This is a genomic window from uncultured Jannaschia sp. (assembly GCF_947494025.1).
Taxonomy (GTDB): domain Bacteria; phylum Pseudomonadota; class Alphaproteobacteria; order Rhodobacterales; family Rhodobacteraceae; genus Jannaschia.
The window spans coordinates 166,865-188,803 of the sequence record NZ_CANLTQ010000002.1 but is presented as its reverse complement, the minus strand read 5'-3'; the positions used below and the strand labels follow the sequence as shown (position 1 = coordinate 188,803).

At 69.7% G+C, this 21,939-nt stretch carries 19 protein-coding genes; 10 read left to right on the top strand and 9 right to left on the bottom strand.

The annotated features are described in order from the left end of the window. Nucleotides 1-115: 115 nt before the first annotated feature. From eno to Q1B08_RS04570, 4 genes are all read left to right on the top strand, one after another. The gene (eno, locus tag Q1B08_RS04585; protein WP_299815433.1) at nt 116-1,393 is read left to right on the top strand and encodes a phosphopyruvate hydratase; all 1,278 of its coding nucleotides are present in this window, start codon (nt 116-118) and stop codon (nt 1,391-1,393) included. Nucleotides 1,394-1,481: 88 nt separating this feature from the next. Next, nucleotides 1,482-2,783 carry an ATP-binding protein gene (locus Q1B08_RS04580; protein ID WP_299815429.1) on the top strand — a complete coding sequence of 434 codons (1,302 nt, stop codon included), beginning with the start codon at nt 1,482-1,484 and terminating at the stop codon, nt 2,781-2,783. Continuing rightward, nucleotides 2,780-3,676, top strand: a complete 897-nt coding sequence (locus Q1B08_RS04575; RefSeq protein ID WP_299815426.1) for a DMT family transporter — start codon at nt 2,780-2,782, stop codon at nt 3,674-3,676. Before Q1B08_RS04580 ends, Q1B08_RS04575 begins: the two co-directional genes overlap by 4 nt. A 157-nt stretch (nt 3,677-3,833) precedes the next feature. After that, nucleotides 3,834-5,081 (top strand): sodium:proton antiporter, encoded by a 1,248-nt coding sequence (locus Q1B08_RS04570; RefSeq protein ID WP_299815423.1) that lies wholly within the window; start codon nt 3,834-3,836, stop codon nt 5,079-5,081. Nucleotides 5,082-5,091: 10 nt separating this feature from the next. Here Q1B08_RS04570 and Q1B08_RS04565 read toward each other — a convergent pair whose 3' ends face one another. The 6 genes from Q1B08_RS04565 to Q1B08_RS04540 all read right to left on the bottom strand — a co-directional run bounded on the left by Q1B08_RS04565 (nt 5,092) and on the right by Q1B08_RS04540 (nt 10,195). Further along, the gene (locus tag Q1B08_RS04565; RefSeq protein ID WP_299815420.1) at nt 5,092-6,333 is read right to left on the bottom strand and encodes a Gfo/Idh/MocA family oxidoreductase; all 1,242 of its coding nucleotides are present in this window, start codon (nt 6,331-6,333) and stop codon (nt 5,092-5,094) included. A gap of 60 nt (nt 6,334-6,393) precedes the next feature. Beyond that, a complete protein-coding gene (locus Q1B08_RS04560) occupies nt 6,394-7,011 on the bottom strand; it encodes an HNH endonuclease (protein ID WP_299815417.1) in 618 nt (205 codons plus the stop codon). A gap of 168 nt (nt 7,012-7,179) precedes the next feature. Then, complete coding sequence (locus Q1B08_RS04555) at nt 7,180-7,836, bottom strand: prolyl oligopeptidase family serine peptidase (protein ID WP_299815414.1); 657 nt, start codon at nt 7,834-7,836, stop codon at nt 7,180-7,182. Next, nucleotides 7,833-8,516: a DNA-3-methyladenine glycosylase 2 family protein gene (locus tag Q1B08_RS04550; RefSeq protein ID WP_299815412.1), complete on the bottom strand. Its 684-nt coding sequence runs from the start codon at nt 8,514-8,516 to the stop codon at nt 7,833-7,835. The genes Q1B08_RS04555 and Q1B08_RS04550 overlap by 4 nt, the downstream gene beginning before the upstream one ends. Continuing rightward, the gene (locus Q1B08_RS04545; RefSeq protein ID WP_299815410.1) at nt 8,461-9,174 is read right to left on the bottom strand and encodes a precorrin-6A/cobalt-precorrin-6A reductase; all 714 of its coding nucleotides are present in this window, start codon (nt 9,172-9,174) and stop codon (nt 8,461-8,463) included. Before Q1B08_RS04545 ends, Q1B08_RS04550 begins: the two co-directional genes overlap by 56 nt. Next, the gene (locus Q1B08_RS04540; RefSeq protein WP_299815408.1) at nt 9,164-10,195 is read right to left on the bottom strand and encodes a cobalt-precorrin-5B (C(1))-methyltransferase; all 1,032 of its coding nucleotides are present in this window, start codon (nt 10,193-10,195) and stop codon (nt 9,164-9,166) included. The genes Q1B08_RS04545 and Q1B08_RS04540 overlap by 11 nt, the downstream gene beginning before the upstream one ends. A gap of 85 nt (nt 10,196-10,280) precedes the next feature. Here Q1B08_RS04540 and cobA point away from each other — a divergent pair, with 85 nt between their 5' ends. From cobA to Q1B08_RS04525, 3 genes are read left to right on the top strand one after another with little or no spacing between them, the layout of a single operon-like run. Next, the gene (gene cobA / locus Q1B08_RS04535; RefSeq protein WP_299815405.1) at nt 10,281-11,135 is read left to right on the top strand and encodes a uroporphyrinogen-III C-methyltransferase; all 855 of its coding nucleotides are present in this window, start codon (nt 10,281-10,283) and stop codon (nt 11,133-11,135) included. Between the two features lie 7 nt (nt 11,136-11,142). Continuing rightward, nucleotides 11,143-12,405 (top strand): cobyrinate a,c-diamide synthase, encoded by a 1,263-nt coding sequence (locus Q1B08_RS04530; protein WP_299815402.1) that lies wholly within the window; start codon nt 11,143-11,145, stop codon nt 12,403-12,405. 9 nt (nt 12,406-12,414) lie between these two features. Further along, nucleotides 12,415-13,641, top strand: coding sequence for an MFS transporter (locus Q1B08_RS04525; protein WP_299815399.1), 1,227 nt, complete (start codon nt 12,415-12,417; stop codon nt 13,639-13,641). Between the two features lie 6 nt (nt 13,642-13,647). On the opposite strand, the gene Q1B08_RS04520 is transcribed toward Q1B08_RS04525, so the two are convergent. The 3 genes from Q1B08_RS04520 to Q1B08_RS04510 all read right to left on the bottom strand — a co-directional run bounded on the left by Q1B08_RS04520 (nt 13,648) and on the right by Q1B08_RS04510 (nt 16,833). Beyond that, nucleotides 13,648-14,898 carry an ABC transporter permease subunit gene (locus tag Q1B08_RS04520; protein WP_299816345.1) on the bottom strand — a complete coding sequence of 417 codons (1,251 nt, stop codon included), beginning with the start codon at nt 14,896-14,898 and terminating at the stop codon, nt 13,648-13,650. Nucleotides 14,899-14,908: 10 nt separating this feature from the next. Then, a complete protein-coding gene (locus Q1B08_RS04515) occupies nt 14,909-15,712 on the bottom strand; it encodes an ABC transporter ATP-binding protein (RefSeq protein WP_299815396.1) in 804 nt (267 codons plus the stop codon). 107 nt (nt 15,713-15,819) lie between these two features. Then, nucleotides 15,820-16,833 carry an ABC transporter substrate-binding protein gene (locus Q1B08_RS04510; RefSeq protein ID WP_299815393.1) on the bottom strand — a complete coding sequence of 338 codons (1,014 nt, stop codon included), beginning with the start codon at nt 16,831-16,833 and terminating at the stop codon, nt 15,820-15,822. Nucleotides 16,834-17,076: 243 nt separating this feature from the next. Between Q1B08_RS04510 and Q1B08_RS04505 the strand changes: the two genes are divergently transcribed. The 3 genes from Q1B08_RS04505 (at nt 17,077) to xsc (ending at nt 21,926) form a co-directional block, all read left to right on the top strand. Then, on the top strand, nt 17,077-18,465 hold the full coding sequence (locus tag Q1B08_RS04505; RefSeq protein WP_299815390.1) for an aminotransferase class III-fold pyridoxal phosphate-dependent enzyme: 1,389 nt from the start codon (nt 17,077-17,079) through the stop codon (nt 18,463-18,465). 71 nt (nt 18,466-18,536) lie between these two features. Further along, nucleotides 18,537-20,027, top strand: a complete 1,491-nt coding sequence (locus tag Q1B08_RS04500) for a PLP-dependent aminotransferase family protein (protein WP_299815387.1) — start codon at nt 18,537-18,539, stop codon at nt 20,025-20,027. Nucleotides 20,028-20,147: 120 nt separating this feature from the next. Beyond that, nucleotides 20,148-21,926, top strand: a complete 1,779-nt coding sequence (gene xsc / locus Q1B08_RS04495) for a sulfoacetaldehyde acetyltransferase (protein WP_299815384.1) — start codon at nt 20,148-20,150, stop codon at nt 21,924-21,926. Nucleotides 21,927-21,939: the final 13 nt, after the last annotated feature.

Genomic DNA, 21,939 nt, shown 5'->3' with positions numbered 1-21,939 from the left:
CGCGACCTCGCGCGTGGCGCGGCGAGGGCGCGACCCCGGGCGCCGTCCGCGGGCATGGCTTTCCAATCGGCCCGACGAAGGGTAAGGCCCGGGTGTCAGAAGTCTGGAGCCCCCCATGTTCACCATCATCGACATCCACGCCCGCGAGATCCTCGACAGCCGCGGCAATCCGACGGTGGAGGTCGACGTGACCCTCGAGGACGGCACGCTCGGGCGCGCCGCCGTGCCTTCGGGCGCATCGACGGGCGCCTACGAGGCGGTGGAGCGGCGTGACGGCGACAAGGCTCGCTACCAGGGCAAGGGCGTCCTTGGCGCGGTGGCCGCCGTGAACGGCGAGATCCGGGAGCTGATCGAGGGCTTCGACGCCACCGAGCAGGAGGCGATCGACGCCGCGATGATCGAGGCCGACGGCAGCGACAACAAGGGCAGGCTCGGCGCGAACGCGATCCTGGGCGTTTCGATGGCGGTGGCAAAGGCCGCGGCGCAGGCGAGCGCCATGCCGCTCTACCGCTATGTCGGGGGCACGTCGGCGCGGACCCTGCCGGTGCCGATGATGAACATCGTCAACGGCGGCGAGCATGCCGACAACCCGATCGACATCCAGGAATTCATGATCATGCCGGTCGCGGCCGAAACCATGGCCGACGCCGTGCGGACAGGCTCCGAGATCTTCCACACGCTGAAAGGCGAGCTTTCCGCCGCCGGGCTGTCCACCGGGATCGGCGACGAGGGCGGTTTCGCGCCCGACCTTTCTTCCACCCGCGATGCGCTCGACTTCATCCTGCGCGCCGTGGAGAAGGCCGGCTATGCCCCCGGCGAGGACGTGATGCTGGCGCTCGACTGCGCGGCCACGGAATATTACCGCGAGGGCGCCTACCGGCTTTCGGGCGAAGGCAAGACGCTTTCCTCCGACGAGAACGTGGACTACCTCGCCGCGCTGGTGCGGGACTACCCGATCCTGTCGATCGAGGACGGAATGTCGGAGGACGACTGGGACGGCTGGGTCGCGCTGACCGAGGCGCTTGGCGACCGGGTGCAGCTCGTGGGCGACGACCTGTTCGTGACAAACCCGGCTCGCCTGGCCGACGGGATCGAGCGCGGGGCCGCGAACTCGCTTCTCGTGAAGGTGAACCAGATCGGCACCCTTTCGGAAACGCTGGAGGCCGTGGCGCTCGCCCATCGCAACCGCATGACCTGCGTGATGTCGCACCGCTCCGGCGAGACCGAAGACGCGACCATCGCCGATCTGGCGGTGGCCACGAATTGCGGGCAGATCAAGACCGGCTCGCTCGCCCGGTCGGACCGGCTGGCGAAGTACAATCAGCTTATCCGGATCGAGGAATCGCTGGGGACGACCGCACGCTACGCGGGTCGCTCGATCCTGCGCGCCTAGATGCGGGCGGGAATCGCATGCCGCGCGGGGCCGGAGCGCTTGCGCGGTCTCGGGCGCGTGATAACGTCCGGGTGATCGGAGCTGCCGGATGTTGCATGCACCCACGCTGAAGGACAGGCAGTTCCGCCGTCGGGTGGCGGACTTCCTCGCCGTCGAACAGGAACAGGCATCCGTCCGTCCGCTGCGCCTCGGACTGATCGGAGCCGGCGTGTTGCTGATGCTCTATTTCGGCGGATCGCCTTGGGTCGCGCTGATCGCCCCGATCTATTTCCTGTCCGACCTCACCTATGTCCGGCACGTCGCGCGCGTTCACCGGGCGGCCCGCGTCACGAGCCGGATGCTGTTCGCCCTTCTCACGCATCATGGCGTCACCGTGCTCGCCTTCGGCGCGTTCGCCGTGGTCAACGCGTTCTGGCCCACCGCCATCGCCGCGTGGTCCGCGGGCCTCCTCGTCTTCGGTCAGGCGCTGAACTGCATCGGTCACGACACCCGGTCGCAGGACGCGGCGCGGATCGGCGCCGTGATCGTCGGACTCGGCGCCCAACTCACGATCGCGGGGTTCGGCTACAGCAAGACCATCCCGGCATCCGACTTGGTTTTCCTCCACGTCTCGAGTTTCCTGGTGACGATCTACTTCGCGGCGATGGTGCTCAACACCGCCCGGACGCGCGCGCGGCTTTCGGAGCGGACGGAGGAGCTGGCCCATGCCCAGAAGGGCGAGGCCGTCGGACGGCTGACCAGCGGCATCGCACACGATTTCAACAACCTGCTGACCGTCATGCGCGGCAATATCGACCTTCTGTCCGAGGTGCCGGAATCCGAACGCGACCCGCTGCTGCGGGAGATCGGCGACGCGACCGAACGCGGAGGACGCCTCGTCGGGCGCCTGCTCGACGCCAGCCGGCGCGCGCCGAGCGATACACGGATTCTGGACCTCGCGCCCTTTCTCGATGAATTCGGCACCTTCGCCCGGCGTATCCTGCCGGCCAACATCACGCTTGTCATCGGGGCCAGCGGGCCGCTTTGGCTGAATACCGATCCGTCGCAATGCGAGGCCGCGATGCTGAACCTCGTCGTCAACGCCCGCGACGCGATGGGCAGGCGCGGCGGGATCATCACCCTGACGGCCGAGATGATCAGCTCTCCCTCGGCGCCATCCGACATGTCGCCCTGGATTCTCCTCGTCGTGGCCGATGACGGGCCGGGGATGGAGCCGTCGGTCCTTGCCCGCGCGACCGAGCCCTTCGTGACCACCAAGCCCCCGGGCGAGGGAACGGGGCTGGGCCTCGCCATGGTAATGGACTTCGCCAACCGCTCCGGCGGGACCTTCGAGATCGAGAGCAAGGTGGGCCAGGGCACCGTCGCCCGGCTGCGGCTGCCCACCGCGTGACCGACCGGGCGGCGCCGTGGGTCGACCGCCCGTCGTTGGGCGTCGCGCTGATGCTCGGCTTCTGCGCCCTCGCGCCGCTGTCGGACGCGGTGTCGAAGCTTCTGACGGCGGACTTTCCCGTCCTGCAACTCGTCGCGGTCCGCTTCCTCGCGCAGGCGATCCTGCTCGCCCCGCTGGTCTACGCGACGGGACGAAGCTGGCGGATGTCGCGTCTTGGCTGGATCCTGACGGCGGCGCGCACGTTTCTGCAGATTGCGGGGATCTGGCTCATGGTGACGGGCCTGATCTGGCTACCGCTGGCGGATGCCATCGCCATCGCCTTCGTGATGCCTTTCATCCTTCTCCTGTTCGGACATCTCCTCCTCGGAGAAGAGGTCGGGCCCCGGCGCCTGACGGCCTGCGCCATCGGGTTCCTGGGCACGCTTCTCGTCGTGCAACCGAGCTTCGCGGCGGTCGGGTGGCCGGCCTTCTATCCGCTCGGCGTCGCTTTCGTCTTCGCGGCCTTCATGCTTGTCACCCGCCGCGTCGCGCGGGAAGCCGACCCGCTCGCGATGCAGGCCGCGTCGGGCGCGATGGCGACGGCGGGCCTCGCGCTTGTCTACGCCGTCCTGCCGCGCGCGGGCGCCTTCGACCTCGCGCCGGTCGCGGACCACGGCCCCCTTCTGCTGACCATGGCCCTCCTTGGGACGGGGGCGCACCTGATGATGACGTGGTCCCTGCGCTACGCGCCGGCCTCGACCCTCGCGCCGATGCAGTATCTGGAGATCCCGATGGCGGCGATCATCGGCCTCGCCCTTTTCGGCGACTTTCCGAACCCGATGGCGATGGCCGGGATCGGCGTGACGATCGCGACCGGGCTCTACATTCTCTGGCGCGAACGGGGATCGGCATGAACGCGGACGACATCATCGCGACGCTCGACCCCGCGCCGCTTCCGGGAGGGGGCCGGTGGCGTCGGACCGGGGCCGGCGAACGCGTATCCGGGCTTCACCTTCGACGGGTTCGGGCCTGCGCCGGGCGAACTCGACATTCCGGACGGTGGAGACCGACATGAACATCCTGCACATCGCCTCCCTCCTCGTCGTGCTGGCCGGCGCGTTCGGCGCGGTGAATTACCTGTTCCTCCGCCTGCCCTCGGCCATCGGCATCCTGATCGTCGCGCTCGTGGCGAGCTTCGGTCTGATGCTCGTCGACGCCCTCCTGCCCGGTCTCGGCCTGGCCGATCAGATCCGCGGCGGCGTCCGGGGCATCGAGTTCGACGAGACGCTGCTCGAGGGGATGCTCGGTCTCCTGCTCTTCGCGGGCGCGCTACATGTGAAGGTGGCCGACCTGAAGCGCGAATGGCTCCTCGTCCTTCTGATGGCGACGCTGGGTGTCGGGCTTTCCACCGCGATCGCCGGGCTGGGCTTCGCCTGGATCGCCGGCGCGCCGCTCCTCGTCGCGCTGGTCTTCGGGGCGCTCATTTCGCCCACCGACCCGGTCGCCGTTCTGGGTGTGCTGCGGCAGGCGTCCCTGCCGCGCACGCTGGAAACCAAGATCGCGGGGGAGAGCCTGTTCAACGACGGGGTCGGCTACGTCGTGTTCCTCGTTCTCGTCGGCATCGCCTTTCCGGCCGGCGACGCGCATGGTGGGGGCCTGGCCGGCGCGGCCCAACTCTTCGTGCAGGAGGCGTTCGGGGGCGCGGCCCTCGGCGCGGCGCTCGGATGGCTGACCTACCGCGTCATGCGGCGCATCGACGACCCGCCTCTCGAGGTGCTGATCACGCTCGCGCTCGCGTTCGGCGGCTACCAGCTCGCCGTCTGGCTCCATGTCTCGGCACCGATCATGGCGGTCGTGGCCGGGCTCCTGATCGGCGACGTCGGCACGAAATACGGCATGTCCGCGGAGACGCGGGCGCATGTGGACACCTTCTGGACGCTCGTGGACGAGATTCTGAACGCCGTCCTGTTCCTGCTGATCGGGGTCGAGGTCTTCGCGGTCGCCTTCGAGGCGAGTTATGTCGTGGCCGGTCTCGCGGCCATCGTGCTGCACCTCCTCGCGCGCTTCGTCGCCGTGGTCGTCCCGGTCGTCGTCCTGAAGCCGTTTTCCGGCTTCGAGGACGGGATCACGCGGATCATGACCTGGGGCGGGCTGAAGGGCGGCATTTCCGTCGCCCTCGTCCTGTCGCTGCCCGACATGGAGTGGAAACCCCTGATGCTGACCTGCACCTATTTCGTCGTGCTGTTCTCGATCATCGTGCAGGGACTCACCGTCGGCCGCCTCGCCACGCGGGTCGGGAACGCGCCGACGATGGTCTGAGCGGGCGGCCCTATCCCTTCATCGCGCCGTCGGGGCCGATCTCGACCCATACACCCCGTTCGGCGGAGGCGTAGATCGCCTCGATCAGCCGCAGGTCGCGCAGGCCCATCTCGGCCGTGATGCGAAGCTCCGCCCCGTCGCGGACATGGCGGCTGAAGTGGTCGATCTCCTCCCAGAACTGCCGGGCATCCGGATCGTCGACCGCCACCTCCTCGGTTCCGTCCACGCGGGAGACGCTGAGCGAATTGCCCATGTAGCTGGTCGCGGGGTCGAGCACCGCTACGCCGTCCGAACCCCAGACGTCGATCCGTTTCTTCGACGCGATGTAGCCCGAGGAGATCTGGCCCCGCCGCCCCGAGGGGAACTCCAGCAGGACGTTGCAGATCCCCTCCACCTCGGCGAAGCGGTCGTCGTCGTAGGCGGGCGCATGGGTCTGCGCGACGAGACGGTTCGGCACCTCGTCCATGAACCAGATCAGGCCGTTCAGCGAATAGATCCCGATATCCGGCAGCGAGCCCCCGCCCGCGAGATCCTTCCGCATGCGCCAGATGTCCCGGGTTGCCTTCGGGTCGAGCGGACGGTGATGGTCGGAAGCCACGAACTCGATCCGGCCCAGCGCGCCCGCCTCGATCATCCGCTTCAACTCGACATTGTGCGGCTCGAAATGCGCCCGGTAGGCGACGCCGAGGTTCACGCCGTTGGCCGCGCAGGCGTCGATCATGCGCTGGCCGGCGGCAGGGGACGTCGCCATCGGCTTTTCGCAGAAGACGTGCTTGCCGGCCTCCGCCGCGCGCACGACGTTCGTCTCGTGGATCGCGTTGGGCGTGACGACATAGACGACGTCGATGTCGTCGGCCTCCGCCAGCCCTGCCATGTCGTAACCGAATCGCGCCGCCTCCGGCACGGCATAGGCGTCGCCGACCTGCGCGAGCTTGTCCGGCGTGCCCGAGATCAATCCGGTCAGGCGGCTGTCCACGCCCTCCTTCACATGCGGCAGGACATAGTTCTGCGCGAAATGGCCAAGCCCGCAGACCGCCCAGCCGACCCGCTCGCCCGGCGGCGCGGGCCAAGGGTTCGGGCCGTTCATGGCCGGTTGCGGCCGCCCCGTCGGTTCGACCGGCAGGTCGGGCCCCGGCGGCGTGCCGCCCGCGCCCGTCTGCGCCTGAGCCGTCCCGGCACTCAGGCCGAGCGCGCCGAGACCGAGCGCGGTCGAATGAAGGAAGCCCCGGCGGGACAGGTCGGGCTTGGGCATGGTGCGTCTCCTCGCGTGTCGCGAGGCAAACGGGCCGGCGCCCCGACTGTTCCCGCGACCTCAGGCCTCCAGTTCGGCGTCCCAGTAGAGATAATCCATCCAGCTCTCGTGAAGGTGGTTCGGCGGGAACTTCCGCCCGAGGTTCATCAGCTCGCCCGTAGCCGGGCGTCGTGGGGCACGGCGCAGGGTGAAGCCCACCTGCTTGAGCGACCGGGAGCCCTTCTTGAGATTGCAACGGCCGCAGGCCGCGACGACGTTCTGCCAGCTCGTGATGCCGCCGCGCGCGCGAGGGACGACGTGGTCGAAGGTCAGGTCGCCCCGGGCGCCGCAATACTGGCACCGGAACTCGTCGCGCAGAAACAGGTTGAAGCGCGTGAACGCGACCTCCTTCTGCGGGCGCACGTAATCCTTGAGGACGACGACCGAGGGAATGCGGATCTCGATCGAGGGGGAGCGGACGACCTCCTCGTATTCGCTCACGATCGTGACCCGGTCGAGAAAGGCGGCCTTCACCGCGTCCTGCCACGGCCAGAGCGACAGCGGATAATAGCTGAGCGGCCGGTAATCGGCGTTCAGGACGAGGGCGGGGAAATGGCGCAGCCCGGCGGGGTCGCGGACGAACTCGCTGCGGAAATCCGGCTCGGATGCGGAAATGTCGCTGACGGTCAAGAGGCTCATCCGGTCGCTTCCCTGATCGGAGAGCGGCCCGCCCGGCCCCCGGGCGCGCGGCCCTCTCGGGTGGGACTATATCTAGCGAACGCTTGCTGACAAGTGCCCAGATCGGGGGGTCCGATCGCACATGTTCGTGACGTTTCTCCGGCAACCGAACCCGGGGGGCGCCACCGGTCACGCGATGTCGAAGACGTCCCGCATGAAGGCCACCGCGACCTGCAATCCGTCGGGCGCGATGCCGTGCGCCGTGTTCTTCATGACATGCGCGTAGACCCGCTCGAACCCCGCCCCTTCAAGGGCCTCGGCCGCCTGCGGCAGCGACTCGACCGGCACGACCTCGTCGGCGTCGCCGTGGACAAGAAGGACGGGCGGCTTGCTCACAGCCTCCTCGGCGAGGAACTCGGGCTTCAGGAGCCGGCCGGAGAAACAGACGAGTCCGGCGAAGGACTCCGCCCGCCGGGGCGCGACATGCAGCGTCATCATCGTGCCCTGGCTGAACCCGAAGAGGGTGGTCTGGGCCGGCGTCACGCCTTCTTCGGCCATCACCTCGTCGAGCCACGCGTTCAGGTCGTCGACGGCGCGGTCCATCCCCGCCATCGCCACCTCCTCGGTGGAGCCGTCGATCCACGGAATAGGGAACCACTGGAAGCTCCCCGGCATGCCCGCCAACGCCTCCGGCGCGTCAGGCGCGGCGAAGGCGGTGTCGGGCATGTGCGGCATCAGCGGGTCGGCCAGCCCCATCAGATCGGCCGCGTTCGCGCCGTAGCCATGCAGGAAGATGACGAGCCGCTTGGGCGCGTCGGGCCCCCGGCGTTCGTGGTTCAAGCTCACCGGATGCCCTCCCGCTTCTTCTCCGCGGCGTAGTAGGCCCAGAGCAGACGGGCCGCAACCGCGCGCCAGGGCGTCCAGTCCCCGGCGATCTCGCGCATCGCACGCTCCTTCGGACGTTCCTCCAGCCCGAGCAGCATCCGCGCGCCTTCCTGCAGGGCAAGGTCGTTCGGCGCGAAGACGTCGGCATGGCCGAGCGAGAACATCGCGTAGATCTCCGCCGTCCAGCGCCCGATCCCCGGCACCTCCGTCAGCACGGCCACCACCTCGTCGGTATGGGCCTCGCGCAGCGCGTCGTAGTCGATGTCCTGCGCGGCCAGCGCGCGAAGGTAGCGGCACTTCTGACGCGACAGGCCGCAGGCGCGCAGCGTCTCCTCGTCGGCGGCGAGGACGTTCGCCGGATCGTCGAGCCCCGCCGCCTCGCAGCGCGCGAGGATGGCGGAGGCGGCGGCGACGCTCACCTGCTGGCTTACGATCGCGCCCATCAGCGCCCGGAATCCGTCCGTGCGGCGCCGGAGCGGAAGCGGCCCGACCCGTTCGAGCGCCTCCGCGAAGCGCGGATCGCGCGCGGCGAGCCAGGCCGCGCCCTCGGCCACGTCGTCGTCGGCCTCGATGATCCGTCCGGCCCTATGGGCGGGGCCCGGCGTGGGACCGGACGAAAGCGATGGCGCGTCGGATGTCATGACTCTCCTCCCCGCCGGCGGATGGCGGCCGTTCGATCACGTGGACGGCTAACCCGAGAGCGGCCGCCGCGTCGAGCTTCGCCGTCGCCCCGCCCGCGTTCTTCGTCACGAGATCGGTGATCCCCAAATCGCGGAAGAGCGCGGTCTCGTAGGCGAGGTCGAAAGGTGGCCGTCCGACGATCCAGGTCACGCCGTCCCGCTCGGGCGCGGGGTCGATCCGGCGGCAGAAGACCGCGAGGCCCCGGCCCGCGAAAGCGTCGAGCGAGCCCGGCCCGGTGGCGAGGAAGACGCGGGCGTCGGGGGACAGTCGGGCGGCGACATCCGTGGCCGAACGCGCAGGGAGGCAGCCCGGTCGGACCGGCCAGGGCGGGCGGATGAGGCGCAGATAGGGTCGGCCCATCCCGACGCAGACGCGCACGGCGCGCGCGGTCATCGCGCATGCGAAGGGATGCGTCGCGTCAAGCACCGCCGCGACGTCCGCGAGCGCCGCGCGGAACGCCGGCTCCCCGCCGAACCCGCCCCGGCGCGTCGGCACGCCGAGCGGGGCCGGGTCGGCCGTCGCGCCGGCGAGGGAGGCCTCCACGTCGCGATCGGCCACGGCGGCGCAAAGGCGCCGCGCCTCCGCCGTTCCCGCAAGGATCAGAACCCTAGAGCGCATGGGCGAGCACGATACCCGCGCGGTCGATCACCACGACGTCGACCTGCGCCGCGATCATCCCGCGCACGCGCAGGCGGGCCTCCCGCGCGACGATCCCGGCAAGTGCCGGCACATGCGTCGCAGCCTCCAGCGCCGTGTTGCACCCGGTCAGATCGGTCCCGGCCCAGTCCGACAGCAGCGCGAGGTCGACTTGGCTTCGCGCCGAATGCAGATCCATCGCCCCCTGCGCGAGCTTCGTCATCTTGCCGATCCCGCCCCCGACCGTGACGCGGGCGACCGGATGGCGGCGGAGGTATTTCAGCATCCCCCCCGCGAAGTCGCCCATGTCGAGCATCGCCCCGTCCGGCAGCCCGTGCAGCGCCTGCACCACCCGCTCCGACGTCGCCCCAGTGCAGCCCGCCACATGGGTCAGACCGGAGGCCACCGCGACGTCGATGCCGCGATGGATGGACGCGATCCAGGCGGCGCAGCTGAACGGCCGCACGATCCCCGTCGTGCCCAGGATCGAAAGGCCGCCCTCGATCCCGAGCCGGGGATTCCAGGTTTTCCGCGCCAGCGCCGCGCCGCCGGGGACGGAGATCGTGATCTCCACATCCGGCGCCCGCCCGTGGGTCGCCGCAAGCTCCGCCACGATCTCGTCGAGCATGGCGCGCGGGACCGGGTTGATCGCCGGCTCGCCCACGGGGATCGGCAGGCCCGGCTTGGTGACGCGGCCGACCCCCTCGCCTGCCCGGAACACCACGCCGCTCGCGGAGGCCGCGACCCGCACGCGGATCTCCGCCCCGTGGGTCACGTCCGGGTCGTCGCCCGCATCCTTGATCACGCCGGCCTCGACCCAGCCCGCGCCGCGCCGGACGCCCACTACGTCGAAGCCGGGCGTTTCCCCCTTCGGCAGCGTGATCGTCACCCGGTCCGGGACCGCGCCGCCCCAGAGACCCTCCAGCGCCGCCCGGCACGCGGCCGTCGCGCAGGCGCCGGTGGTCCAGCCGCGGCGGAGGGGTCTGTCGGGCGCAGGGTTCATGGCCGATCCTTCGCATGACGCCCCCGCGCCGCCAATGGTCGGGCGGCGCCTTTCCTCGGCCGCACCCGCGCGGCATAGAGAGGTCATGGACCCGCGCGCCCCCGACCTGCCCGCCAGCGACTGGCCCGAGCTGAAGCCCGGCTGGGTCTGGCTTTGCGGCGCGGGGCCGGGCGATCCCGGGCTGCTCACGCTCCATGCCCTCAATGCCATGCGGCAGGCGGACGTGATCGTCTACGATGCGCTGGTTCAGGAGGGGCTGCTCGACTGGGCGCCGCAGGCCGAGCGCATCTATGCCGGCAAGCGCGGCGGCAAGCCCTCGGCGCGGCAGCGCGACATCTCCCTCCGCCTCGTGGAGCTCGCCCGGGCCGGGCAGCGCGTGTTGCGCCTCAAGGGCGGCGACCCCTTCGTCTTCGGCCGCGGCGGCGAGGAGGCGCAGACGCTGGTGCAGCACGGCATCCCGATCCGCATCGTGCCGGGCATCACCGCGGGGATCGCGGGGCTGGCCTATGCCGGCATCCCGGTCACGCATCGCGACGTGAACCAGTCCGTGACCTTCGTGACCGGCCACGACAGGCTGGGCGAGGCGCCCGCCGCGCTCGACTGGGCGGGGATCGCGCGGGGCAGCCAGGTCATCGTGATCTACATGGGCATGAAGCATATCGGCACGATCGCGGCGAAGCTGATCGCGGCGGGGCGCGCGCCCGCCGAACCGGTCGCGGTGACGACGACGGCGACGCTCGACGCACAGCGCACGATCGAGACGACGCTCGGGACGGTGACGGAGGATATCGCCGCCGCCGGGCTGGAGCCGCCGGCGATCATCTGCGTGGGCATGGCCGTGATGCTGCGGCAGGTGCTCGACTGGCAGGCGCAGGCGCGGGGCGAGGCGCCGCGCGATCTCGACCCGCTCGACCTTCGCCGCCCTGCCGAGACGGGCTGACGCGGCCATGCCCGGTTTGATCCTCGCCGCGCCGGGTTCCGGCAGCGGCAAGACGACGGTCACGCTGGGCCTTCTGCGCGCGCTGCGCGATCGCGGGATCGCGGTCCGCGGGGCAAAGAGCGGGCCGGACTACATCGACCCGCGATTCCACGAAGCGGCGAGCGGCGTGCCCTGCCCCAATCTCGACGCCTGGGCCATGCCGCCGGAGATGATCGCCTCGCTCGCCGCCGGGCCGGGACTGCTGCTCGTCGAGGGCGCGATGGGCCTCTTCGACGGCGCGCCGCCCGACGGGCGCGGCGCGGTGGCCGACCTCGCGCGGATGCTGTCGCTGCCCGTCGTCCTCGTCGTCGACGCGGCGCGGATGGCGCAATCGGTCGCGCCGCTCGTCGCGGGCTTCGCCGGGTTCGACCCGGAGGTCCGCGTCGCCGGCGTGATCCTGAACCGGGTGGGCAGCGCGCGGCACGAGGTGATGCTGCGCGCCGCCTGCCCGCTGCCCGTCCTCGGCGCCGTGCCGCGCGACCCCGCCCTGGCCCTGCCATCGCGACATCTCGGTCTGGTGCAGGCGGCGGAGCATCCCGGGATCGAGGCTTTCCTCGTCGGTGCGGCCCGCCTCATGACCGCGCATCTCGACCTCGACTCGATAGTGGACATCGCCGCGCCCCTTGCCGCCGCGACGCGTCGGCCGGTCGCGCCCCCGGCGCAGAGCCTCGCCGTGGCGCGGGACGCGGCGTTCGCTTTCGCCTATCCGCACCTGCTCGACGGCTGGCATGCGGCGGGCGCCGAGATCCGAACCTTCTCCCCGCTGGCCGACGAGTCCGCGCCGGGGGCCGACCTCGTCTACCTGCCCGGCGGCTACCCGGAGCTTCATGCCGGACGCCTCGCCGGCAACGCACGGTTCCTGCGCTCGCTCCAGGGCCGTGCGGTGCACGGGGAATGCGGGGGCTACATGGTGATGGGCGACGGACTAGTCGACGCGGCGGGCGCACGGCACGCCATGGCGGGACTGCTTCGGCTCGAGACGTCCTTCGCCGCAAGGCGGCTGCATCTCGGTTACCGTCGGCTTCGCGGCGAGCACGGCGCCTTCGCGGGAAGCTGGGCGGGGCACGAGTTCCACTACGCCGCCGTGCTGCGGGCCGAGGGGACACCGCTCTGGGCGGTCGAGGACGCCGAGGGGAACGCGCTGCCGCCGGACGGGCTTTGCGCGGGGCAAGCGACGGGCGGCTTCGCGCATCTGATCGCGCCGCTGGACCCGGGGCGGGGGCCGGCGTAGGCACGGCGCATGACCGACGCCACCGCCCTCCCCGCAGACGAACGCACCCGAGATTCCCGCGCCCGGCGCAACGTCGCCGTGCTGGTCGCCGCGCAGGCGATCCTCGGCGCGCAGCTGCCGATGAACTTCATCATGGGCGGGCTCGCAGGCATGACGCTGGCGCCGACGCCGCTCCTCGCGACGCTGCCGATCAGTCTCATCGTCTTCGGCTCCATGACCACCGCCCCCTGGATCAGTCCGCTGATGCAGGCCCGCGGGCGGCGCTTCGGCTTCGTGCTCGGCGCACTTGCGGGCGCCGGCGGTGCGGCGCTGGCGGCGACGGGGCTCCTGCTGGGCAGCTTCGCCCTGTTCCTCGCGGGCGCCTTTCTGAGCGGCATCTTCATGTCGACGCTGGGCTTCTATCGTTTCGCGGCGACCGATACCGCGCCGGAAGCGTTCCGCCCCAAGGCCATCGGCTACGTGATGGCGGGCGGATTGCTCTCGGCGCTTCTCGGGCCGCAGCTCGTCAAGGCGACGGCGGAGGCGACCGCGCTGCCCTTCGTGGCGAGCTATCTGGCCATCGTGCTTCTGAACCTCGCGGGGCTGTGGCTTTTCTTCCTGCTCGACATCCCGACGCCGGCGAAGCCCGCCCACGACGCGCCGCGCGGCCGGACGCGGGCGGAGCTTCTGCGCTCGCCGCCCATCCTCGTCTCGATCCTGTGCGCGATGGTGGCCTACGCGCTCATGAACCTCGTGATGACCTCGACGCCGCTCGCCGTCGTCGGCTGCGGCTTCGCGACGGGAACGGCGGCGGACGTCGTCTCCGCGCATGTCGTCGCGATGTATCTGCCGAGCTTCTTCACCGGCCACCTGATCGCGCGGTTCGGCACCACGCGGATCGTGTCCGTCGGGCTGCTGCTTCTGGCCGGGGCGGGGCTCGTGGCGCTTTCGGGCACGGCGCTCGCGAATTTCTACGGCGCGCTCGTGCTGCTGGGTCTGGGCTGGAACTTCGGCTTTATCGGCGCGACCGCGATGCTAACGGCGAACCACGCGCCCCATGAGCGCGGATCGGTGCAGGGGCTGAACGACGCGATGGTCTTCGGCCTCGTCACCGTCGCGTCGCTTTCCTCGGGCGGGCTGATGGGTTCCGCGGCCGATGCCGTGTCGGGCTGGGCCGCGGTGAACGCGGCGATGGTGCCGTTCCTCGCGCTGGCCGGTGGCGCGCTGATTTGGCTCAGGATGCGCCGGCCGACCTGACCCGGATCAGGCCCGGCCCTTCCACGGCACCAGCCACGTCTCCGCCTTGCGCATCAGGATGTCGATGCCGAAGCCGATCAGGCCGATCAGGATGATGCCCATGATGACGATGTCGGTGCGCTGGAACTTGGAGGCGGCGATGATCATCATGCCCGCGCCCTTCTGCGCGGCGACGAGCTCGGCGGCGACGACCGTGCCCCAGCACACCCCCATCGCGACGCGCGCGCCGGTGAAGATCTCGGGCAGCGAGTTCGGGATGATCACGTGGCGCAGGATCTGCCATTTCGAGGCGCCGAGCGAATAGGCCGCGTGGACCTTGGCGATCGCCACGCCGGACACGCCCGAGCGCGCGGCGATCGCCATGATCCAGAGCGCCGCGAGGAACAGCAGCACGATCTTGCCGCTCTCCCAGATGCCGAACCAGATGATGACGAGAGGGATGAGCGCGAGCGGCGGGACGGGGCGCATGAACTCGACGATGGGGTCGAACCAGCCCCGGAACCAGCCCGAAAGGCCCATCGCGTAGCCGAGCGGGATGCCGACGATCGCGCCCAGTAGAAAGCCCACGAGCACGCGGAAGAGCGAAAAGCCCAGATGTTCCAGCAGGGGCACGTTCTGGTAGCCCTCGGTGGCGATCGTGGTCAGCGCGTCCCAGACCCGCTCGGGCGAGGGAAGCCAGATCGGCTCCATCTGGAGGCCACGGTCGGGCGTCACGGTGAGCGAGCCGCGCGGGGTGAGGCCGACGATGCCGCCCTCGATCGCGACGGTCCCGCCCGCCTCGATCGGCTGGCCGTTCACGGCGACGACGCGCGCGCCCTCGCCGTCATTCCCGGTCACGCGCAGGAGCTCGGTCCGGTAGGCCACGATCTGGCCGGAATCGTTGAGCGCGAAGCCGTCGCCCTCCCCGATCTCGGGCGGTTCGACGGCGGCGCCCTGCTCGTGGACGACGAGGGCGACCTCCGCCTCGTCGGTCTCGCCGGCCTCGTTCGCGGCGGTGTAGGCGAAGCGCGTCTCGCCCAGGAAGGGGCCGGGGACGTGGAGCGGCGACAGGCTCGAGCCGGTGAACGCGGCCCAAAGGAGGAAGATGACGACGACCGAGATGATGGAGGCGACGCGGTTCGGCCGCACCGCGCTTTCGTCGCCGAAGGTCACGGTCTTGAGCGCGGTGAAGTCGCGCGGCTGCCGCCCCCGCATGGCGAAGCCGACCGCGAGCATGGAGCCGACGAAGAGCGCGACGTAGATGGCGAGGAGGATGATCCCGGTCATGTCAGGCGGTCTCCGTCCGGCCCATTATCTCTTCCTCCATCTCCCAGATCATCGACAGGATCTCCTCCCGTCTCGTCGCGAAATCCGGCATCTTCTTCACTTGCCGCAAATCCTCGTTCACCCCCGCCTCCGCGAAGGGCAGCCGGTACTCGCGGTGAATGCGCCCGGGCCGCGGCGCCATGACGAGGAGCCGCTCGCCCAGCAGCAGCGCCTCCTCGACGGAATGGGTGATGAGGATGATCGTCTTGCCCGTTTCCTTCCAGAGCTTCAGGACCAGGCCCTGCATCTTTTCGCGGGTCAGCGCGTCGAGCGCGCCGAGCGGCTCGTCCATCAGGATCACATCCGGATCGTTGGCGAGACAGCGGGCAAGCGCCACGCGCTGCTGCATGCCGCCTGAAAGCTCGTAGATCGCCTTCTCCTTGAACGCGCCGAGACCGGTGATGTCGAGGAGGTGGTCGGCGCCGGACCGTCGCTCCTTCGCCGGCATGCCCTTCATGCGGGGGCCGAACTCCACGTTGTCGCGCACCGACATCCATTCGAAGAGCGCGCCCTGCTGGAACACCATCCCGCGCTCGGCCGAGGGACCGCTGACGCGGTTGCCGTGCAGCACGATGCGCCCGTCGGTCGGCGCGAGGAAGCCCGCCACGATGTTGAGGAGCGTGGTCTTGCCGCAACCCGACGGGCCGAGCACGGACAGCAACTCTCCATCGGCCAGGTCGAGCGAGACGTCCTTCAGCGCCTGCACATGCCCACCCCCGGGCAGGTCGAAGCGCATCGAGACGCCCTCGATGGATAATCCGCTCATCCGGTGTCTCCCGTCATGTCATGTCCGGTCCAGTCGAACCCCGCCGGGCAGATCGCGCCCGCGTCGGAACCGGGACGGCAGGACCGTCCCGACCTGTCACGTCCCGATCAGGACGATCCGTCCTGAGCCCGCCGGAGCGGGTCGGCGTCGACCGTATCCTCGTAGGTCTCCAGCGCCGAAGGGATCGAGCCGGCTTCCGTGAACACGCCGGCCACGCCCTGCATGAAGTCCTGTGCGCCGCCGCCGAGCCACCGTTCGCCCAGCTGCTCCTCTATGGTGGGAAAGCGGAACGTCTGAGCCTGCTGCATCGCCGCCTCCTCCGTCAGACCGGCCTCGCGCGCCATGATCGGCAGCATCTCGGCCTGCGCTTCCTCGCCGGAGTTCCAGCGTTCGTTCGCTTCGGCCGTGACGCGCAGGAAGTCGGCGAGGAGGTCCGGCGCCTCCGCCACGAACTGGGCCGGCGCGGAGGTCACGTCGAAGACGAGGATGCCCACCTCCTCCTTCTCTTCCCCGGTGAGCAGGACGTTGCCGTATTCCTTCATCGTGTCGAGCGACCCGCCATAGCCGCAGACCATGTCGAGCGCCCCCTGCGCGAAGGCGGCGGCGCCTTCGGGCGGCGCCATGTCGACGATCTCCATCGTCGAGACGTCCACGCCGAAATGCTGCATCTGCGCGAGGAACCCATAATGCGCGGCGGTGCCGATCGGCACGGCGACCTGCTTGCCCTCCAGCTCGGCGGTGTTGGTCTTGTCGATCTCGAGGTTGCTCGCCACGACGCAATTGTCGTTGTCGGAATAGCTGACGGCCACGTCGACGGCCTTCAGATCCTGCCCGGCGGAGGTCGCGACGACGAAGGGCGGCACGCCCTGGCTCACGGAGATCTGGACGTCGCCCGAGGCCATCGCCGCCGACATCGCGGTGCCGGTGTCGAAGGCGACCCAGTTGATCGAGACGCCGAGCTCCTCCTCGTAGGTGCCGTCGTTCTTCGCGACGAGAAACGGCAGCGGCCAGTCCATGAAATAGGCGACGGTGATCTGGTCCATCTGGGCCTGCGCGACCTGCGCGCCGGATATGGCCGTCAGGGCGGCGACGGTCCCGAGCAGAGTGGATCTGAACGACATATGGCTTCTCCCGGTTGGTTGCTTCGACGGGAGCATCTGACGGCCCCCTGTCGCCCCACCGGACCATTCCTGCCCGTGCGCGGCAAGCGAAAGCGTAGAGGCGGGATTGCGCGCGTGACAAGCACGGGGCTGGGCTGGCCTCAGATTCGCGCGGCTTCTGGCCCTAACCGGCACGGCAGAACTGGCGCTTTGCTCTCGGGGACGCTTAGTCTCGCCGCACGCATCCGCCGAGGAGTCCGAATCGTGGACCAGACCCTGAACGACCTTACCGATATCGTCGAAGCCGACCGCGCCCATGTCTGGCACCATCTGCTTCCGCACAAGCCGCTGGAGACGACCGATCCGCGAATCATCGTCGAGGGCCGCGGCATGCGGGTCTGGGACCAGGGCGGCAAGGAGCATCTCGACGCGGTGTCGGGCGGGGTCTGGACGGTCAACGTGGGCTACGGACGCGAGGAGATCGCCGACGCCGTGCGCGACCAGCTCGTGCGGATGAACTACTTCGCGCAATCGGCCGGCTCCATCCCCGGCGCCCGCTTCGCCGAGCGGCTGACGGCGAAGATGCCGGGGCTGAAGCGCGTGTTCTACGCAAATTCGGGCTCGGAGGCGAACGAGAAGGCCTTCAAGATGGTCCGCCAGATCTCGGCGCGCCATCACGGCGGGCGCAAGTCCAAGATCCTCTACCGCGACCGCGACTATCACGGCACCACGATCGCCAACCTGTCCGCCGGCGGACAGCAGGAGCGCAACGCCCAGTACGGCCCCTTCGTCCCGGGCTTCGTCGCCGTGCCGCACTGCCTCGAATACCGCGCGCACGAGCAGGGCTGGTCCGGGGAGGCCGATTACGGCCGCCGCGCCGCCGACGCCATCGAGGAGGTGATCCTGCGCGAAGGGCCCGACACGGTGGGTGCGCTCTGCCTCGAGCCGATCACGGCCGGCGGCGGCGTGATCGTGCCGCCCGAGGGCTACTGGCCGCGGGTGCAGGAGATCTGCGAGAAATACGACATTCTGCTGCATATCGACGAGGTGGTCTGCGGCGTCGGGCGGACGGGCACCTGGTTCGGCTACCAGCATTACGACATCCGCCCCGACTTCGTGACGATGGCGAAGGGCGTGGCCTCCGGCTACGCGGCGATCTCCTGCTGCGTCACCTCGGAGCGGGTCTTCGAGATGTTCAAGGACGCGCCGGACGACCACCTGCACTATTTCCGCGACATCTCCACCTTCGGTGGCTGCACCGCCGGACCGGCGGCGGCGATGTCCAACATGGACATCATCGAGCGCGAGGAGCTGCTCGAGAACACGACGAAGATGGGCGCCTACATGCTCGACGAGCTGCGCGCGCTCGGCGAACGGCACGCGGTGATCGGCGAGGCGCGCGGCAAGGGGTTGTTCCTCGGTGCCGAGCTCGTCTCCGACCGGACCACGAAGGAGCCCGTGTCCGAGAAGATGGTGCAGGCCGTGGTCGCCGACTGCATGCAGCAGGGCGTCATCATCGGCGCCACCAACCGCTCCGTGCCGGGCCGCAACAACACGCTCTGCTTCAGCCCCGCCCTGATCGCGACCAAGGACGACATCGACGCCATCGTCTCGGCCGTCGACGGCGCCCTGGGCCGGGTCTTCGGCAACTAGGGAGGTCCGGCCCCCGGATGCCGTAAGCCGAGGGCTTCTCCGTCCAGTTCGGCGGCGCTAGAGGACCAGACATGGTCGTCGCCGTCGAACAGTTCATCCTCGACCCCGCACATCGCGGCACGTTGCAGAGGCAGTTGCAGGAGATCGTCACGAACGGCATCCTGTCGGGACGGTTCCGCCCCGGCGACCGGATGCCCTCCTCGCGCGGCCTGGCCCGGCATCTGGGGATCAGCCGCATCACGGTGACGCTGGCCTATACCGACCTCGTGGCGAGCGACTACCTGTCGGCGCGCGGACGGTCGGGCTATTTCGTCTCAGAGAGCGCGCCCGAGCCGGCGCCGGTCCCGACGCGCGCCCGTTCCGAAAGCCGGGTCGACTGGTCGCGGGCGCTCGGCCAGCGCTTTCCGGCGAGCCAGGTGATCGCCCGGCCGGAGGATTGGCGCCGCTATCGCTATCCCTTCATCTACGGCCAGACCGACGCCCGGCTCTTCGATCAGCAGAACTGGCGCAAAAGCGCGCTGCAGGCGCTCGGCACACGTGAATTCCGGTCCCTGACGGAGGACAGCTACGGCCGCGACGACCCGTTCCTGGTCGACCAGATCATCCGCCACATCCTGCCGCGCCGGGGGATCGCGGCGGATCCGTCCGAGGTGCTCATCACGATGGGGGCGCAGAACGCGCTCTGGATCCTTGCGCAGGTTCTCCTGACGCAGCGGAGGACCGCCGTGATGGAGCAGCCCTGCTATCCCGCGCTCCGCGAGATCCTGGAACGGTCGCGCTGCATCGCCGCCGAAATCCCCGTCGACGACGGGGGCCTGCCACCGGAGGCCATTCCGGGCGACGCGGACGTGGTCTTCGTCACGCCCTCGCACCAATGTCCCACCTCGGCCACCATGCCGATCGCCCGCCGCCGGGCTTTGCTTGAACGCGCGGAGCGGGACGATTTCCTGATTGTAGAGGATGATTACGAGCCGGAACTGGCCTCCGCCGGCGCGTCCGCCCCGGCCCTCAAGTCGCTCGACCGGGGTGGCCGCGTCGCCTATATCGGAAGCTTCGCCAAATCGCTCTTTCCCGGGCTGCGCCTGGGCTACGTGGTCGCGCCGGAGCCGCTCATCCGGGAGCTTCGCACGCTGCGCTGGCTGACGATACGGAGTGTGCCCGGGCATCTGCAACGGGCGACGGCTTTCTTTCTGGCCGGCGGCCACCACGACGCGCAGGTTCACCGCCTTGCGCGCGCATTTCGCGAACGCCGGACCGTGGCCGAACGCGCGATCGCCGAGCACGGGCTGCGGATCGCTGGGGCGGGCACGTTCGGCGGCTCCTCCTTCTGGATGCGCGCGCCCGAGGGGGTGGCGTCTTCGGCCCTCGCACGGGCGCTGCGCGGGCGCGACGTCCTGATCGAACCGGCCGGCCCGTTCTTCGGGCCCGGCCGCGACCCCGAGACGCATTACCGTCTCGCCTATTCCTCCATCGCGTCGGCCGACATTCCCGAAGGAATCGCGCGGATCGCCGAGGCCGGTGGTGCGCTGGCGGCAACCGCGGCCGCGCCTGTTTGGCCATAGGGCACAGGCCGGTCTGGACCTATCCCGCCCTTGACCTCCCGCCTAATCTGGAAGCAACATGCGAATGAATTGAGACTTCCCGTCTCATTGCTGCCGCAATCGTATTCCGGGGGAATGGCCATGAAGATGACGACCGAAGAAGCATTCGTGAAGGTGCTGCAGAGACATGGCATCCGTCACGCCTTCGGTATCATCGGCTCCGCCATGATGCCGATCTCCGACATCTTCCCGTCGGCCGGGATCACCTTCTGGGACTGCGCGCACGAGGGCTCGGCCGGCATGATGGCGGACGGCTACACCCGGGCCACGGGCGAGATGAGCATGATGATCGCCCAGAACGGGCCCGGCATCACCAATTTCGTGACCGCGGTGAAGACGGCCTACTGGAACCACACGCCGCTCCTCCTCGTGACGCCGCAGGCGGCGAACAAGACGATCGGCCAGGGCGGGTTCCAGGAAGTCGAGCAGATGAAGCTGTTCGAGGACATGGTGGCCTATCAGGAAGAGGTGCGCGACCCGACCCGCGTGGCCGAGGTGCTGACCCGCGTGATCGCCAAGGCCAAGCGCCTGTCCGGCCCGGCGCAGATCAACATTCCCCGCGACTTCTGGACCCAGCAGGTCGATATCGACATCCCCGAACCGGTCGAGTTCGAGGTCTCGCCCGGTGGCGGGAACTCGATCCGCCGCGCCGCGGAGCTGCTGTCGACCGCGAAGAACCCGGTCGTCCTGAACGGCGCCGGCGTGGTGTTGTCGGAGGGCGGGATCGCGGCCTCGATGCAGTTGGCGGAGCGTCTCGATGCGCCGGTCTGCGTGGGCTACCAGCACAACGACGCATTCCCGGGCAGCCACCCCCTTTTCGCCGGGCCGCTGGGCTACAACGGTTCGAAGGCCGCGATGGAGCTCATCAAGGATGCCGACGTCGTGCTCTGTCTCGGCACCCGGCTCAACCCGTTCTCGACCCTTCCCGGCTACGGCATGGAATACTGGCCCGCCGAGGCGCGGATCATCCAGGTCGACATCAACCCCGACCGGATCGGCCTGACCAAGAAGGTCTCCGTGGGCATCGTCGGCGATGCCGCCAAGGTCGCGACCGGCATCCTCGAGAATCTTTCGGACAGCGCCGGTGATGCCGGACGGGACGAGCGCCGCGATCGCATCGCCCAGACGAAATCGGCCTGGAAGCAGCAGCTTTCCTCGATGGATCACGAGGACGACGACGAGGGCACGAGCTGGAACCAGCGCGCCCGTGAGGCCAAGCCGGACTGGATGAGCCCCCGCATGGCCTGGCGCGCGATCCAGTCGGCGCTGCCGCGCGAGGCGATCATCTCGTCGGACATCGGCAACAACTGCGCCATCGGCAACGCCTACCCGGATTTCGACGAGGGGCGGAAATACCTCGCCCCCGGCCTGTTCGGGCCCTGTGGCTACGGTCTGCCGGCGATCGTGGGCGCCAAGATCGGGCGGCCCGACGTGCCGGTCGTGGGCTTCGCCGGCGACGGCGCCTTCGGCATCGCGGTGAACGAGCTCACCGCGATCGGCCGCGAGGAATGGCCCCCGATCACGCAGATCGTGTTCCGCAACTACCAATGGGGCGCGGAAAAGCGGAACTCGACGCTCTGGTTCGACGACAATTTCGTCGGCACAGAACTCGACACCAAGGTGAGCTACGCGGGCATCGCGCAGGCCTGCGGCCTGAGGGGCGTGCAGGTCCGCACGATGGAGGAGCTGACGGCCGCGCTGAACGAGGCGATCCGCGACCAGATGGAGAACGACACGACCACCCTGATCGAGGTCATGCTGAACCAGGAGCTGGGCGAGCCTTTCCGGCGCGACGCGATGAAGAAGCCGGTCCGCGTGGCCGGCGTGTCGAAGGACGACATGAACGTCGCCGCGGAGTGATCGCCGGCGCCGC